This is a genomic window from Microseira sp. BLCC-F43 (assembly GCF_041929235.1).
GTDB lineage: Bacteria > Cyanobacteriota > Cyanobacteriia > Cyanobacteriales > Aerosakkonemataceae > Microseira.
On sequence record NZ_JBHFNP010000062.1, the window covers coordinates 62,814 to 76,852 of the forward strand.

General features: G+C 47.2%; 13 protein-coding genes. 7 read left to right on the plus strand and 6 right to left on the minus strand.

What is annotated here, in order from left to right; genetic code table 11:
• Window positions 1–133: 133 nt before the first annotated feature.
• Window positions 134–916, minus strand: coding sequence for an ABC transporter ATP-binding protein (locus ACE1CM_RS10610; protein WP_374877383.1), 783 nt, complete (start codon window positions 914–916; stop codon window positions 134–136).
• 74 nt (window positions 917–990) lie between these two features.
• Here ACE1CM_RS10610 and ACE1CM_RS10615 point away from each other — a divergent pair, with 74 nt between their 5' ends.
• From ACE1CM_RS10615 to ACE1CM_RS10625, 3 genes are all read left to right on the plus strand, one after another.
• A complete protein-coding gene (locus ACE1CM_RS10615) occupies window positions 991–1,662 on the plus strand; it encodes a uracil-DNA glycosylase family protein (protein ID WP_374877384.1) in 672 nt (223 codons plus the stop codon).
• A 348-nt stretch (window positions 1,663–2,010) separates the two neighbouring features.
• Window positions 2,011–2,490 (plus strand): orange carotenoid protein N-terminal domain-containing protein, encoded by a 480-nt coding sequence (locus ACE1CM_RS10620; RefSeq protein WP_374877385.1) that lies wholly within the window; start codon window positions 2,011–2,013, stop codon window positions 2,488–2,490.
• A gap of 86 nt (window positions 2,491–2,576) precedes the next feature.
• On the plus strand, window positions 2,577–3,026 hold the full coding sequence (locus tag ACE1CM_RS10625) for an orange carotenoid protein N-terminal domain-containing protein (RefSeq protein WP_374877386.1): 450 nt from the start codon (window positions 2,577–2,579) through the stop codon (window positions 3,024–3,026).
• A gap of 193 nt (window positions 3,027–3,219) precedes the next feature.
• Here ACE1CM_RS10625 and ACE1CM_RS10630 read toward each other — a convergent pair whose 3' ends face one another.
• From ACE1CM_RS10630 to ACE1CM_RS10640, 3 genes are read right to left on the minus strand one after another with little or no spacing between them, the layout of a single operon-like run.
• Complete coding sequence (locus ACE1CM_RS10630) at window positions 3,220–4,797, minus strand: EH signature domain-containing protein (protein ID WP_374877387.1); 1,578 nt, start codon at window positions 4,795–4,797, stop codon at window positions 3,220–3,222.
• A 58-nt stretch (window positions 4,798–4,855) separates the two neighbouring features.
• Entirely contained in the window at window positions 4,856–5,578 is a 723-nt protein-coding gene (locus ACE1CM_RS10635; protein ID WP_374877388.1) for an OmpA family protein, read from the minus strand.
• 27 nt (window positions 5,579–5,605) lie between these two features.
• On the minus strand, window positions 5,606–7,837 hold the full coding sequence (locus ACE1CM_RS10640; protein ID WP_374877389.1) for a hypothetical protein: 2,232 nt from the start codon (window positions 7,835–7,837) through the stop codon (window positions 5,606–5,608).
• 432 nt (window positions 7,838–8,269) lie between these two features.
• Here ACE1CM_RS10640 and ACE1CM_RS10645 point away from each other — a divergent pair, with 432 nt between their 5' ends.
• The 4 genes from ACE1CM_RS10645 to ACE1CM_RS10660 all read left to right on the plus strand — a co-directional run bounded on the left by ACE1CM_RS10645 (window position 8,270) and on the right by ACE1CM_RS10660 (window position 12,371).
• Window positions 8,270–9,196, plus strand: coding sequence for a cell division protein FtsQ/DivIB (locus tag ACE1CM_RS10645; RefSeq protein ID WP_374877390.1), 927 nt, complete (start codon window positions 8,270–8,272; stop codon window positions 9,194–9,196).
• 139 nt (window positions 9,197–9,335) lie between these two features.
• Window positions 9,336–10,637, plus strand: coding sequence for a cell division protein FtsZ (gene ftsZ / locus ACE1CM_RS10650; protein WP_374877391.1), 1,302 nt, complete (start codon window positions 9,336–9,338; stop codon window positions 10,635–10,637).
• A gap of 131 nt (window positions 10,638–10,768) precedes the next feature.
• A complete protein-coding gene (thiD, locus tag ACE1CM_RS10655; RefSeq protein ID WP_374877392.1) occupies window positions 10,769–11,578 on the plus strand; it encodes a bifunctional hydroxymethylpyrimidine kinase/phosphomethylpyrimidine kinase in 810 nt (269 codons plus the stop codon).
• A gap of 178 nt (window positions 11,579–11,756) precedes the next feature.
• Window positions 11,757–12,371, plus strand: coding sequence for a hypothetical protein (locus tag ACE1CM_RS10660; RefSeq protein WP_374877393.1), 615 nt, complete (start codon window positions 11,757–11,759; stop codon window positions 12,369–12,371).
• Between the two features lie 363 nt (window positions 12,372–12,734).
• Here ACE1CM_RS10660 and ACE1CM_RS10665 read toward each other — a convergent pair whose 3' ends face one another.
• Together ACE1CM_RS10665 and ACE1CM_RS10670 are read right to left on the minus strand one after the other, a co-directional pair.
• Entirely contained in the window at window positions 12,735–13,406 is a 672-nt protein-coding gene (locus ACE1CM_RS10665) for a hypothetical protein (protein ID WP_374877394.1), read from the minus strand.
• A gap of 271 nt (window positions 13,407–13,677) precedes the next feature.
• Window positions 13,678–13,890 (minus strand): hypothetical protein, encoded by a 213-nt coding sequence (locus ACE1CM_RS10670; RefSeq protein ID WP_374877395.1) that lies wholly within the window; start codon window positions 13,888–13,890, stop codon window positions 13,678–13,680.
• Window positions 13,891–14,039 lie beyond the last annotated feature (149 nt).

Consider the following 14,039-nt stretch of genomic DNA (forward strand, 5'->3'; position numbering starts at 1 on the left):
TGACGGACATCATATAATTTCAGATTTTAGATTTAATCCTATCCGTATCTCTTCCTTTCTCTTTCCTCTGCTTTCTCTGCGCCTCTGCGGTTCATTAAATAAATATTCTTGCCAACGATCAATCCAAAATCGACTAACCAATTGCCTGAATTGGTCCTTCTACACTACCGCTAAAGAATTGCCTAACCAAAGGATTATCGGTCGCATCAATATCGCTAACGCTACCTTGCCACTGGATTTTACCTTTGTAGAGAAACACGATGCGATCGCTCGTGCGGCGGATAGTGCTGTCTTGGTGAGTAACTATCGCATAGGTGCTGCAAACCCCTGCGGCACGCTGTAACTGGCGAATCAAATCCTCAATCACCGTAGATGCAACCGGGTCTAATCCCGCCGTAGGTTCATCATATAACAAAACTTCTGGATTATCTTTAGGATTATCGGGATTGGACATAATTGCACGGGCAAAACTAACTCGCTTTCGCATCCCGCCGGATAATTCAGATGGGTAGCGCGAGTTTATTCCCGGTAACCCTACCATCTCCAGCTTTTCGTTCACCAGTTCCCGAATTTTTTTCTGAGGCAATTTTGAGTGTTGATACAGGAGAAACCCGACATTTTCCTCCACTGTCAGCGAGTCAAATAACGCCGCCTGCTGAAACACCATGCCAATTCCAATCGGATCGGTTTTATCTTCAACCAACCCCAACCTTTGCTCTCCTTTGATATAAATCTCCCCCGCATCCGGTGCTAACAACCCGGCAATAATTCGCAAAATTGTTGATTTACCCGTCCCAGAAGGCCCTATAATTCCTAAAGCCTCCCCTCGCTCGATCGACAGGTCAACGTTATCTAAAATGATATTATTACCAAAGGCTTTATAAATTCCTTTGAGTTCGATTAATGGATCGGTCATAAAAGTCGCGCAACTAAGGTTAAAATAAATCCGCACCCTCTAACCAAATTAAACATCAAAACGAAGCCATTTCAATGTTAGACATAGAACAATTGATTGCACAAATCCAGCAGGAAGCAGAAAGCGCTACCTTTCCCATCGATGAACCAGTTTATCAAGCGGCGGGTTTAAATCCCACCCAGCCAATTCTTTATGCAGGCAATTTGAACGGCAATTTGTGCATTTTTGCTCGCGATTTAGGTAAAGATGAAGTCCACGCGCGTCAACCGCTTTACGGCGCTGCTGGTAAGCTAGTTCGCAAGGGTTTGTATCGCGCCATATATGGTAAACAACCGGATCGGGATACAGATTTACAAATTGTATGCGATCGCGTCCTCCTGACTAACACCGTACCTTACAAACCTGCTGGTAACAAAGCATACTCAGAGGCAGTCAAGAAGCGATTTCGTCCTTTTATAGAGCAATTGCTAGTCCTTTACTGGCAAGGCGATAAGATTATTACCCTAGGGAATAAAGCCTTTAATTGGTTTGCGCCTTATGGGGCGAAAGGCGCGTTGAAAGAGTTTTTTGAGCAGAGCGATCGCTACACTAAAAGCATTCAAGTCACGCTGCGGGCAAAAGATAACGAAGGAAACCTGCATCAGCGTTTAGTTACCCTGATGCCCCTGCCTCATCCCTCCCGACTCAACCAACTATACTACGCCCAATTTCCTCAATTGTTGCAACAGCGTCTGGCGGAAATATAGCATATTCAGGACTTACGCACGCGGGGTCAAAAACAAAGGTGATGCGTCAATCTTGCTCGTGGAAACCCACCATTTTTCGGATCGCCCTTTGTTTTTTTGCGTAAGTCCTGATATTGCCAGCGAGTGAAGCACAGCTTTTTGGCGCAAATTTGTGTAGCGGCACCCTTAAGGGTGCCGCTACACAAACTGCTTTCTCGCTATATTTGAACGGATTTGAGCCAGCTACATCTATCCTGAGTAGAGTTTGTTTTCCGTTGATCTCCAAGGGATTATCTACCCTTTTACAGGGGTAAAAACTCACAGGTTATTTCACCATGAAACTGTTAGTTTAGATACACTCCGATCCCTATGACAGTTACCAATGTGAGTGCCTACGACCAAGGTAAAGAAGCTTTGGAAGGTTTGAAAACAGACGATCAACTGGCGTTGCTGTGGTTTGTTTACACCAAGCTGGGAAAATCGATAACACCAGCTGCTCCAGGCGCTTCAGGATCTGAAATTGCTCAAGGATTGTTCAATCAAGTAAAAGAACTCCCCCACGAGCAACAATTGCAAGTGATGCGGGAAATTGTGGAAAAAGCGAATACACAATTGAGTCGTCAATACGGTTCTTTGAGTCCTGAAACAAAGCTGGCTTTTTGGTACTTTTTAGCCCAAGGAATGGAAAGCGGGACAATTATTCCCATGCCTCCTGACTACGAATTTCCGTCAGATGGAAACGTTTTGTTAGGACGAATCGAAAATATGGATTTTCAACAGCAAATTGATTTCCTCCGGGGTGCAGTATTGGTAATGGGTGCTGAACCCGCTCCAGGCGCTGAAATCTAATCATAATCTGCTCATTGCTAACAGCTAATGGCTAATTGCTTTAGTGCCATTACCTATTAGCAATTCCCCCGAAAAAAAAGGTTTTTATGACATTCACAAACATTGCAAACATCGACCAAACTGTACAGCAATTACAGGGTTTGAGCGTTGACGATCAACTCGCCGTTCTGTGGTTTGTTTACACAGAAATGAAAGACGGTATCACGCCGTCGCCGACTGCTGGACTTGAACTTTCTCAAGCGGTAGTGAATCGAATTGGCATAATGTCTCGTGAAGAGCAGCTACAGGCGCAGCGCGACATTATTGCAGGCGCAGATAACGAAATTAACCGCGAGTATCGTGCTTTATATCCCAGAGCAAAGTTGGGTGTTTGGTATTTGCTAGCTCAAGGAATGGAACAGGAAACAATCGTTCCAATGCCACCAGATTATCAACTATCTTCCGAAGCTCAAGAAATGTTAAATGCTGTCAAGCAACTTGATTTTGAACAGCAGACTGAATTCATGAGTCGTGCAGTAACAAACATGGGTGGTTAACTCACAAAGAAGAGGCAAAGAGACCCAGAAGGGGAGACGCGGAGCGCGACCATTCTCAAGTTAGAAGCTCCCGGTCTTAAACCTCCCGAATTTAAAAGTGCTAGAAGAATAAAATTCTGACTTGTTGAAATCCCCTGGGTTTATACATGGGGTGTCTCCGCTTCCCCGTGTCCCCCCGTCTGGTGCGTCCTGTTCAAGATTTAGTATTAGCTTCCCTTTCCAATTTTTCCATTTGCCGTTGCCACTGTTTTAACTGAGCTTCGCGCTCTTTTTGTTCTTTTGCGTCTGGAAGGGGAAGCCCTTTATTTGGATCGTATTTGCCCTGATATTTTGGCAATCCTTTAAAGTATTCGGTGCCAGCATTGGGGCGAATGTTTTTTTGGCTGAGCCACCTTTGGCAATGAGATTGCCATTGTAAAATACGATCGTGAGTTTCTCCCCCCAAACTTCTGAGTTTCTTCACTGATAGTTTCGTCGGGCAAAATAGCAAGAGTTCCATCTTAGGATTTCGGGTAATTAACCGCGCCTCGCTCCCACTTCCCCGCAAGAATTCTATTAGATAGTAATTTCCCAAATCGAAAATGCAGATTTCGGTCGGATCGCTGCCATCTTCTGCGAGAATATCGACATTAATCTGGAGTTGATAACCGAGTGCAGTTACCGATGATTGGGGTAAAAGTAGGCGAATGCGTTGGATGCGATCGCTATAATTTGCCCAAAAATCCCGCTTTTCTTCCAACTTCCGCCGCTCTTCATCTGGCAGCTTGAGCATTCTTGCCAACAAGTCTACTAATTGTTGGAAATATCCATAATTAACCGTACCGATCCACCGACTCAGCGCCGCCTTAGCTGCATCAGAAAGTTGATGCCATTTCCCATTATTATCGCTCTGGGAATATTGCTCTTGTAACCATTCAATTAATTTCGGCAAACGGGTTACCATCTCCCCCGAAATTTTGGTCAGTAACTCTTCTACTGCTAGCTGTTGTTGTAGGGGTGACATTTGCTTGAGACAGCGCAACAACCACTCTACTTCTGGGTTACCAGAAACTTGCTTTTTGGCAAACATTTCTGCCACGAAGTCAAGCGCCGTTTGACCTTCTTTTAACCATCTAGGTAACCCAGCATATTCTAAAAAATCCGGAGGCGTGCGAAGGTACTGCCAGCTAAGTTTAGCTAAATTGTAAGCACTTTGATCTTGATTGAGTGCTTTGATAATTTGGAGCGGCAGTCTATCAGTTCCTGTGGAGTTGTTAGCAAATTCAGAGAACCCCTCTACTAAGGAAGGAGGACAAAGACTGTAAGCGCTTGCCTTTTCCCCACTCACCGAAGTCGGTTTATAGGAAGTGTAAAGGATAAAAGATGAAGGCGTAGACACTGTGGAATTTTCTCTAATTTCCGGTGCTACTTTGTCTTTTGATCCTTCACTATAGTGGAGCGCGATCCGCCAGAATAACCGGCGTTTCAACCATTCATTGGTTTTTGCGACTTGCCAAATTGCCTGGGAGGTTTCTCGGCTTTTTTCTGGATTTTGAATATCCCATTGAGTTTTGGCATAGAGGCAGTAAACCCAATCAAGTTGAGTTAATTGCTCGGTTTGTTCGTTTTGGATATATGAAATTATATCATTAATCTGGCGCGGTGGCGATGTTTCTGTTTTGGGAATATTTGGCGCATTTAACGATTCGCGGCTAATTTTATCCCTGGCAACTTTGAGGTTTTTCGGTTGCCATTCGGGGGGGTTTTGCGGTACTTTGAGTTGACGAAACATAATTGCTAATTGCTAATTGCTAATTGCTAATACCTTTTTTCCGATTACCCATTACCAATTACCTATTATCTAAATTTAAATTCTTGAGGGTTTCGCGGCGGAATTGGAAGCGGAAAACGACTTTGCGATCGCTTGGTTCATCCCGATTCTGTTTGGCGTCAATTTCCCCTCTCCCGGCGGCAAGTATTTTAGCTTTAAACTTGGCTTTTGTGGGAAAATTTACTTCATTAGAAAGGATGTAGTTCAGGACAGATTCAGCGCGTCGCAAACTTAAATTCAAATTTTCTTGTTCCGTACCTTTGGAACTGGTGTGACCTTCAATCACTACTTTAGCGATCTGATCCTCGAATTTTTTATCGGAGAAAATGACCCGACTGTATAGGGGAATAAAGGATTGGAGAAACTTTTTTCCTGCGGGTTTTAGTGCTGCACTATTTTCGTCGAAGAGGATGCGATCGCGTATACTCACATCCCCCGTTTCCGGGTCAACTGTAAAGATATCTTTCCCGCCTAATTTTCCTTCCAGGGTCTTGACAATAATCTGGGGAAGTGCTTCAAATGCCTTGCGGTAAGTTACTAATTCTCGTTCTAATTTTTCAATCCGAGCGAGTTTTTCGTTCAGTTCTGCTACTTTTTGATTCAGCTGAATCTGCACGGTAATAAACAGCAGCGCAAAGAACATTAGCAACCCAGACATTAAATCGCCAATTGATAGTAAAACGCTGGAGTCTTCCGCTTCTTCAATTTCGGTTTCAGGAGCTAAATTAGATAAATCTCTCATATTTTTGCCAATTCAACTCAACTTGAGTCAATTGCTAGCTTTTTTAGTTCCCAAATTATCCGCAGCAGCGACTAGATAATGAGCGACTTGCATCAAACCATTCGAGGTTTCTTGTAAACTACTGCAAACATTCGCCATCTCGCTATCTGACTGAGTAAAGAAATTCGTTTGGGATTTATTCGCCTTTTCCAGATAATCTATCAATTGATGATTCCCCACCTCCAATGCTTGATTGAATTGCTCGACCATATTTTTATAAGAAGTCTCCACAGTTTTTACCTGTTCTTGTACCAACTGGAGAGATCGATCTAATTGACCAACCATATTTTCATAGGTACTTTGCATTCGTTTCCCCTCTTCGTTTAATTGTTTGACCATATTCTGATAGGTAGTTTCCACCCGCAGCACCTCTTTTCCAGTCAATTTAGCCAGAACTTGCAGTTGCGCCAAACGTTCGCTTGAATTCAATCCAACCGAGTTAGCAAAATTGCTCACATTTACGACAGTTTCCTGTATTTTTTCCATATTTTGGTCAACTTGCGCTGCCAACAGTTTGCGTTTTTCCGATTCTTCCCGGAACACTTGCTGTAAAGTTACAACAACTTGAGCTAATCCTTGCCGCTGCTTACCAAGACTAGACTCTAAAAGATTGTTTTGTTCGGTAAAGAATTGCTGGAGCGATGCTTGGTAGTTAATCCGGAATTGCTCTAATTCTTGCTGGACGGTGACGCGAGTATTTTGCAGCATTCCATCCACATTTTGCAAGCTGGTTACCAAATTTTCTCGCGCTTGATTCATCAGTTGGGAAGCTTCGCTACCAACCGCTTGAATTGTACTAGATTGGGTTTGGAATGCTGTATGGGATGCGTTTAGAATATTCATCATCCGTTCCTGCAAACCTTCAAGCATTTTTTGTTCTTCTTCTGCTTGAGTTTGCAGCGCAGCTTGCAAGTTTTCTTGAATGCCTCGGAAAGTAGCAGAAGCGTCTTGGGCGCTTTCTTGAAACGCGGTGCGCTGCGCTTTCATTCCTTCAATACTTTCTGCTACCCCGGCGCGAATTTCTGTTGCCATTTGCTGCAAGACGCCTTGCGTGTCTGTTTGGAATTGACCCAGAATTTGCTGCAAGTTACTGGCGAATTCCTGAAGCTGCACTAGGGTATCTTGCTGGAAGTTTTGAATCGTCAGAATCGATTCGGCTAAACTTTGGGAAATGCTACCCAATTCGGTTTTAAGTTCTCTGACTGCTAAAGATGCGTCAGTAGTGAGTTGGGCGCTTTGATCGAGTCGCCCTACTACAGGTTCGATCACTTCTTTCCGCAACCCTTGAATCATATTATTAATGATTTCTTGTCCTTGATCGGCTTTAATTTGTCGCAGGGTAGCTAGTTCCTGGCGAATGTGCTGAAATACGGGTGTCATCGCCATGCCAACTTGAATCCCAATTTCTCGGGGATTTAATTCTCGTTGCGCCTCTACCATTTGTGCAAATCCAGTTTGCATTGTTTCGGCGGCGCTAGTAATAGCAACAGCTGCTTCTCGACTGCTATCGGGGTTGATGCGGGCAAACATTTGCCCTGGGGTTTGTACCGTGGCAATTTTATCTAATTGACTTCGCAAACTGTCGCGCTGTTTTTGTCGTTCTTGCTCGCCCCATGCCAAAACGATGGTAAATATACTGGAAGCACCTAGTCCCATCAACGAGGTGGAAAAGGCAGTTTTCATACCTTCGAGTAACTGCCTGATTGATGGTAAGAGTTCCCCAGTATTATTTAAATCGCCCAGACCGATGTTTTGCAGCCCTTGTTGAATGCCGTAAAATGTTCCTAATACCCCGATGGCAACCAAAATGCTGGGGACAAACCGCCATTGACTGCGCGGCACCGGGCGAGTCAGAAAGGCGGGATACTGCAATAAGAGAAAGCGCCCTCGATGTACTTCTGCTGCATATTTATCATCGGCGGAAAAGTCTCCCACCAAATGTTCGCCAAACCAGTCGAGGAGGGATGACCAATTTTCCCCGGTTGTTTCGTCTGGTTGTAGCGTCTTGATGCCGCTTACTTTCCCATCCAGGTTTTCGTTTAAGTAAGCAATCGCCTCCATCATCAAACGACTTTTCCCACTTTGATACCGTCGATACTGCTTGACGGCGTTATATTCCCCCCACACCGCCACACCCAGCAGGATTAAAGCTGCCCAATGAAAAACGCTGTTCTGCCAAATTATGCCGAACAATTCTTTAAAATAATTAATCAAGTCCATATTGACATCTGATTTGGTTTGTGTATGAGCGGCGGGTACCGATTCATCTGCCCCAGAGCAATTTCTATCAATATATATAGATGTAGCGCTGGGGAGGGTCTGAGGATTGCAGAAAGGGGTGAAAATATTTTCCCACGGCGATCCCCGCCGTGGGGATCGCTGTCAAAGAAAAGATCGCCCCACCGCAGCAGTCAGGGCGCGGAAATAGTGCGATCTCAACAGGTAAAAACAATCGGGCTCGCGCGTTGTTTTCGGTCGCAGCTAATTTATGATGGGGTGGAGATTGCCAGTAGGTAAAAACTAAAAGAGGTTGTTATATATACAAACCGCGGGCAAGGGACAGCAGTTGAATAACTTCTGCCCAACCCCTAGCATTAGCTAGTCATAGCAAACTGAGCAGTCACTTTACACGTAAGCATATAGGGGATTACGATGACCAGCATCGCATCGGTATCGCTTTCAGAATTGAGGGGGCGGCGAATAACATTGCGCCGGAAAAGGCGTATTCATACAGCGCAGGCAATTTGGAGAACGGTAGCAAGTGCCGGTTTGGCAAGCGGGTTGGTCTGGGGGGCGACTCAACCAATTTGGGTGATTCGCACTCCGGATCAGATCGCAGTCGAAGGCAATGAAATGATTTCAGATCGAGCGGTGAGGTCTTTGTTATCCTTGTCCTATCCCCAGTCGTTACTGCGAATTGAACCGCAAGCTCTGGCATCTCGTCTGACCTCAAACCCATCAGTCATTGCCTCTGCAACGGTAAAGCGCCAGCTGATTCCGCCCGGATTGATGGTACAAGTACAAGAACGGCAGCCAGTGGCGCTCGCGATCAGTATCCCATCCCCCGGATCGCAACTGATTGCCTCAAGAGCAAAGGAAACGCCTAAGATGCGATCGCCTGTGGGATTGCTAGATGCCAACGGTGTATTAGTGCCGTGGGAAAAGTACAAAGCGTTAGGGGCATCGTTTTCCTTACCAAAGCTAAAAATCCTCGGCGTGCGAGAGCGGGAGCTCACCAAATGGCCGCAAATTTATCAAGTATTGCGCCAGAGTCCCGTGAAAATCTTTGAGATTGACTGGCGCAACCGGACAAATATAATTTTGAAAACCGAGCTGGGAATTGTCCATTTAGGTCCTTACAGCTCGGAGTTTGCCGAACAGCTCGAAGTTTTGCATCGCCTGCGCGCCCTACCAACCAAGCTTAAAACCAGCCAAATAGCTTACATAGACCTGAAAAATCCAGAATCACCCGCCCTGCAAATGATACAATCAGACCCCAAAACAAACCCCAAGCTCCCCCTAAAAACCCCCAGTGTCCCTTCCAAGCTACCCCAACCACTCAAACCAATATCCCGATAAAATTGGCAACAAACGTTTTGCTGCTCGTCAACCAGCTTGTTGCTATTATTGGTTTGTCAACCGACATAGCCCATATAACCCATAGTTGACTAGAACTACCTAGAACTGAAGAATTGTTTACCAGTTATTTTTGATTACAATGACGCTTGATAATAAACAGGGGCTTACCTATAAACTTTCTCAAGCTGAGGGACCATCGAATTCGTCCCTGTCGGTGGACACGGCTAGTTCCTTCAGTAACCCCCTATTCCAGTTTGGTCAACCTCGCGAGCCAAAAGCGATGTCTTCTGAATCATCCCGCCTCGGCGATATCGTACCCAGTCGGGTAGCCAAAATCAAAGTGATTGGCGTCGGTGGTGGTGGCAGCAATGCGGTGAACCGCATGATTGCCAGCGAGTTATCGGGGGTAGAGTTTTGGGCTGTTAATACCGATGCCCAAGCTCTAGCCCAATCAGCGGCTCCCAAACGCTTGCAAATCGGACAAAAACTGACGCGAGGGCTGGGGGCAGGCGGTAACCCGGCTATCGGTCAAAAAGCCGCTGAGGAATCTCGCGACGAAATCGCTGCGGCTTTGGATAACTCCGACCTCGTCTTTATCACGGCAGGTATGGGAGGCGGCACGGGAACGGGTGCAGCAGCTGTCGTCGCCGAAGCAGCAAAAGAAGTCGGCGCCTTGACGGTGGGCGTGATTACAAAACCCTTTATGTTCGAGGGGCGGCGTCGCACCAACCAAGCAGAAGAAGGCATTGCCGCCCTGCAAAGTCGGGTAGATACGTTAATCGTAATTCCCAACGATCGCTTGTTATCTGTGATTAACGAACAAACCCCCGTCCAAGAAGCGTTTCGCGCCGCCGATGACATCCTGCGCCAAGGTGTACAAGGTATTTCCGATATCATTACTATCCCCGGGTTAGTCAATGTTGACTTTGCCGATGTCCGCGCCATCATGGCAGATGCCGGATCGGCTTTAATGGGGATTGGGGTTGGCTCCGGCAAATCGCGAGCTAGAGAAGCCGCGACGATGGCAATCTCCTCGCCCTTGCTCGAATCTTCCGTTGATGGAGCAAAAGGCGTTGTATTTAATATTACCGGCGGTCAGGACCTCACCTTACACGAGGTCAACGCGGCAGCAGAAACAATTTACGAAGTCGTCGATCCCAATGCCAATATTATTTTCGGGGCAGTGATCGACGACAAGATGCAAGGGGAAATTAGAATTACGGTGATTGCCACGGGCTTTAGCAGCGAAACCCCATCGGCTCAACCAGCCGCACGGGCAGCGAGAACGCCAACCCCACCCCCGCGTCCAACTACACCAGGGCCAACCCCTGGGGCTGCTGCTAAACCGCCCCAAGGTCCAGAGGTAATTAAACCACAAGAACCCGGATTGGATATTCCCGAATTCCTCCGTCGGAAGCGTCCGCCGAAATCGGGATCTTGAGCAGGTGAGATCAAGAGCAGGTGAGATGGGGAAAATTATAGATTCACATGCCCCAGGGCCCCTAGACCTCTGCACCTAGACCTCTGCCCCTGAGCCCCTTTTGCCCCCCTGCCCCCCTGCCCAAATACCCTATGCCCAATTCAATCCCTGTAGCACTGACTGTTGCCGGTTCGGATAGCGGCGGCGGTGCTGGAATTCAGGCAGACTTGCGAACGTTTGCGTTTCACTGCGTCCACGGGACGAGTGCTTTAACCTGCGTCACAGCCCAAAATACCCTGGGAGTGACGCGAGTGGATGCGCTACCGGCGGCGGCTGTAATTGCCCAAATAGAGGCGGTGGTGGCAGATATTGGGGTGCAAGCTGCCAAAACGGGCATGTTGCTGAATCGGGAAATTATTGCCGCCGTGGCGAACCATGTGGAAGCGTTAGGCATCGAGAAGTTGGTGGTTGACCCGGTAATGGTATCGCGCACGGGCGCCCAGCTGCTAGACAATGAAGCCGTGGCAACTCTGAGGGATGCTTTGATGCCAAAGGCAATGCTGGTGACGCCCAACCGATATGAGGCTCAGATTTTAAGCGGATTGGAGATTCATACCCTCGATGATATGCGAGCGGCTGCCCAGCGCATCTACCAACTCGGTTGTAAAGCCGTTTTGGTAAAGGGGGGAGGAATGCCAGGACAAATCCGGGGTGTGGATATTTGGTTTGATGGGAAGCATTGGCAAACTTTGACGGCGTCTGCGGTGGCAACAAAGAATACCCACGGTACTGGGTGTACGCTGGCGGCGGCGATCGCAGCTAATCTAGCTTTAGGTAAGGATTTATTCCCCGCCGTTCAACAGGCAAAAGATTACGTCACCACAGCCTTACAGCACTCTTTAAGCATAGGTTCTGGCTCTGGCCCAGTAGGACATTTTTTTCCATTACTCGGTAATGGGTAATAGGTAATTGCTAATTGGTAATGGGTGAAGCTACCAATTACCCATTACCCTTCCCAGGCGGTCGCCTGGGAATGCCATTACCCAAATCGGAGTATCAAATTGTCCTAATTTCTACTATTGTTAGGCATATAAAACAGGCTGCTTGTTGCCAAACGACAATCTAAACCTAGCGAAGCCTATGACCTCCAATCCGTATCCCAAGCCATCTGTGTCAAAATTAACCAATCCCGGTCAAAGCACACCAGCCACAACGAATGCTTACGCTCCCGCTGTGCCAATATCGGTTTACCGACAACTGGCAGCGGAGTTGCAAGCGACGCGGGTAATGCTGGAATCGCTCAACGCCCAAAATCAGCAGTTGGTGCAACAAAACCAACTTTTGCGCCGGGAACTTGACAAAATCGTTCAGTCAGCGCTGTACCTACAACAAATCGTTGACTCTTCCCCAGATGGCTGGAGCGAGGCTAGCTACACCCATCTTGAAATGAGAAATCAATCGGGATACCCGACGGGGGCGCCACGACCGATGTCTTGGGGGCCACGCCCAATGTCAGGGGTCAACGCTTCTAGCCCCGGAGTGGCACCGAATGCTTTCAGGAACCTGGAACCGAATCGAGGTGTTTTACCAGATAGGATTGTCAGAGAACAGGCAGAAGGCCGCTATCGTCAGCAATCCCAGTCCGATAGCTCAACCTTCCATGGATGGTTGTATATTTTGTTGGTGATTCTAGTTGTGATTACCGCGTTTGGCGCTGGCTTTTTGGTTATACGCTCGTTGGCATCAAAGCGTTGAACAGCGAGCAAAAATTCTCCACTTTGGGCGCCACCTAAATAATGCGGGATGCCGGGAGAAGCCTCGTCTAGTAGCAGCGAGGAGGAATGGCTAATCGTGCGGTTTTAACCGCAGTCCTAGTCTGATATACTTTCTCTGGTCAGCGAAGACGTTAAAACCTACCTGCGGGCTGCAGGTTAGTCATGCCAGGGAAGATATCGTTCCTATAAGCGAAGGAGCCACCTCACCCAAAATTTAAGGCAAAGTCCTGAACCTGGGATAATTGAAGCAATAAGGCTCTTACCTTCTCTAGAATCTGCGTCTCTTGAGAGCGCAGAGTGTCAAAATCAAACGGCAACATGTTTCAGTTGCCGTTGGTTTAGTTTAACGTCCTTCGTAATCTTTGTAGTCGTCGTACTCGTCGTAGTCCAGATAGCTGGCGCGTTTTTCCTCATACCGAGGGGAAGCATACTCAGACCGCCGTTTGTAGGGCAACGACGGTGGCAGCTGGTTGATTGGGTGAATCAACTGTACCGTACCCGCAGGAGGACGCTGCTGCCGCGATACTAAGGCGAATACCCCTGCCATCAGCAGTCCAGCTGTCACTGTCACCCCCATTCCTCCCAATGCCCACAGCAAGCTTGTCGTATTGGGATTGGTAGACTGTATCCCGGCAGTCAACTGGGCTGGATGGAGCTGGGGGTTCAAGCCGCCGTTATTTCTTTGTGCGTTTAGCGCCTCAATCACGAATTGCTGATTGCGAAGTTGAGTTTTAAGCTGCTCGTTTTCTGTTTTTAGCTGTGCGTTCTCGAACTGCTGCTGGGCGCAATTGGCGCAATAAGCAGGATTATTCGCACCTGCCGCCGGTATTGGCAGTTGCGCGGTTAGCCCAGGCAGCTGGGGGTTAGGAACTGGCTGTTGGAAGTTTTGCGGGGGTTGCAGTGAAGCAGCAGCAGGCAAGTTGTATAAGCCAGGATTTCCACCACCTTTAAGAAATAGCAGCGCCGCAATCCCTGCTAGTCCAGCTCCTGCTACAAATGCCATTCCATTACTCATCACTCTCACCCCTAAAACTACATTACTTTGGAATAGATTAATTTAACCCGACTTGATTTAGGTTAATACCCCAATAAACTTAATGGGATATGGGGTAGTTTGTCGCACCCTTGTCTGCCTTATATATTGAAAACCACAACGGCACAGTTGTCTACCCATAAAAAATTACAGGCGCACCGCTCATCCCGGGGCGCTTGTATATTAGGACACAATTTTACGGCTACGCTTCTATAAATATCGACCAAGCTCGACATAGCCACTTGGTCTAACCTCACCCCTGGGTGACTGATGAGGATTTTAACGGCTCAACCGTTCCAATGTCTACTGGGGAAGAAGGTTGATGTTCCACTTCACCCAAAGGCAAAGTGAGGATAGCCTCAAGAGCTTTTGTCGATTGCCAAAGTCGAGTGCCTGGAATAGGATATAACTTGAGATATCGCGCTACACGATGCCACGCGCTGCAAATATGCCCAGCTTCATCCAAGGCGTGTTGGTGACATACTCCCTCACCAACCTTAACAGGTATGGTGAGGGCTTCTTGAAGCCCGATTAAGGGTATGCAAGATTTCCTTCGTGGTACTGTTATCTATAGTTCCAACTATAGTCAGATTCCCACTACGGCGTTTTATACTA

Coding starts and splice junctions, on each gene's coding strand:
- ACE1CM_RS10610 (WP_374877383.1), bottom strand. CDS start 916: ATGACCGATCCATTAATCGAACTCAAAGGAATTTATAAAGCCTTTGGT.
- ACE1CM_RS10615 (WP_374877384.1), top strand. CDS start 991: ATGTTAGACATAGAACAATTGATTGCACAAATCCAGCAGGAAGCAGAA.
- ACE1CM_RS10620 (WP_374877385.1), top strand. CDS start 2,011: ATGACAGTTACCAATGTGAGTGCCTACGACCAAGGTAAAGAAGCTTTG.
- ACE1CM_RS10625 (WP_374877386.1), top strand. CDS start 2,577: ATGACATTCACAAACATTGCAAACATCGACCAAACTGTACAGCAATTA.
- ACE1CM_RS10630 (WP_374877387.1), bottom strand. CDS start 4,797: ATGTTTCGTCAACTCAAAGTACCGCAAAACCCCCCCGAATGGCAACCG.
- ACE1CM_RS10635 (WP_374877388.1), bottom strand. CDS start 5,578: ATGAGAGATTTATCTAATTTAGCTCCTGAAACCGAAATTGAAGAAGCG.
- ACE1CM_RS10640 (WP_374877389.1), bottom strand. CDS start 7,837: ATGGACTTGATTAATTATTTTAAAGAATTGTTCGGCATAATTTGGCAG.
- ACE1CM_RS10645 (WP_374877390.1), top strand. CDS start 8,270: ATGACCAGCATCGCATCGGTATCGCTTTCAGAATTGAGGGGGCGGCGA.
- ftsZ (WP_374877391.1), top strand. CDS start 9,336: ATGACGCTTGATAATAAACAGGGGCTTACCTATAAACTTTCTCAAGCT.
- thiD (WP_374877392.1), top strand. CDS start 10,769: ATGCCCAATTCAATCCCTGTAGCACTGACTGTTGCCGGTTCGGATAGC.
- ACE1CM_RS10660 (WP_374877393.1), top strand. CDS start 11,757: ATGACCTCCAATCCGTATCCCAAGCCATCTGTGTCAAAATTAACCAAT.
- ACE1CM_RS10665 (WP_374877394.1), bottom strand. CDS start 13,406: ATGAGTAATGGAATGGCATTTGTAGCAGGAGCTGGACTAGCAGGGATT.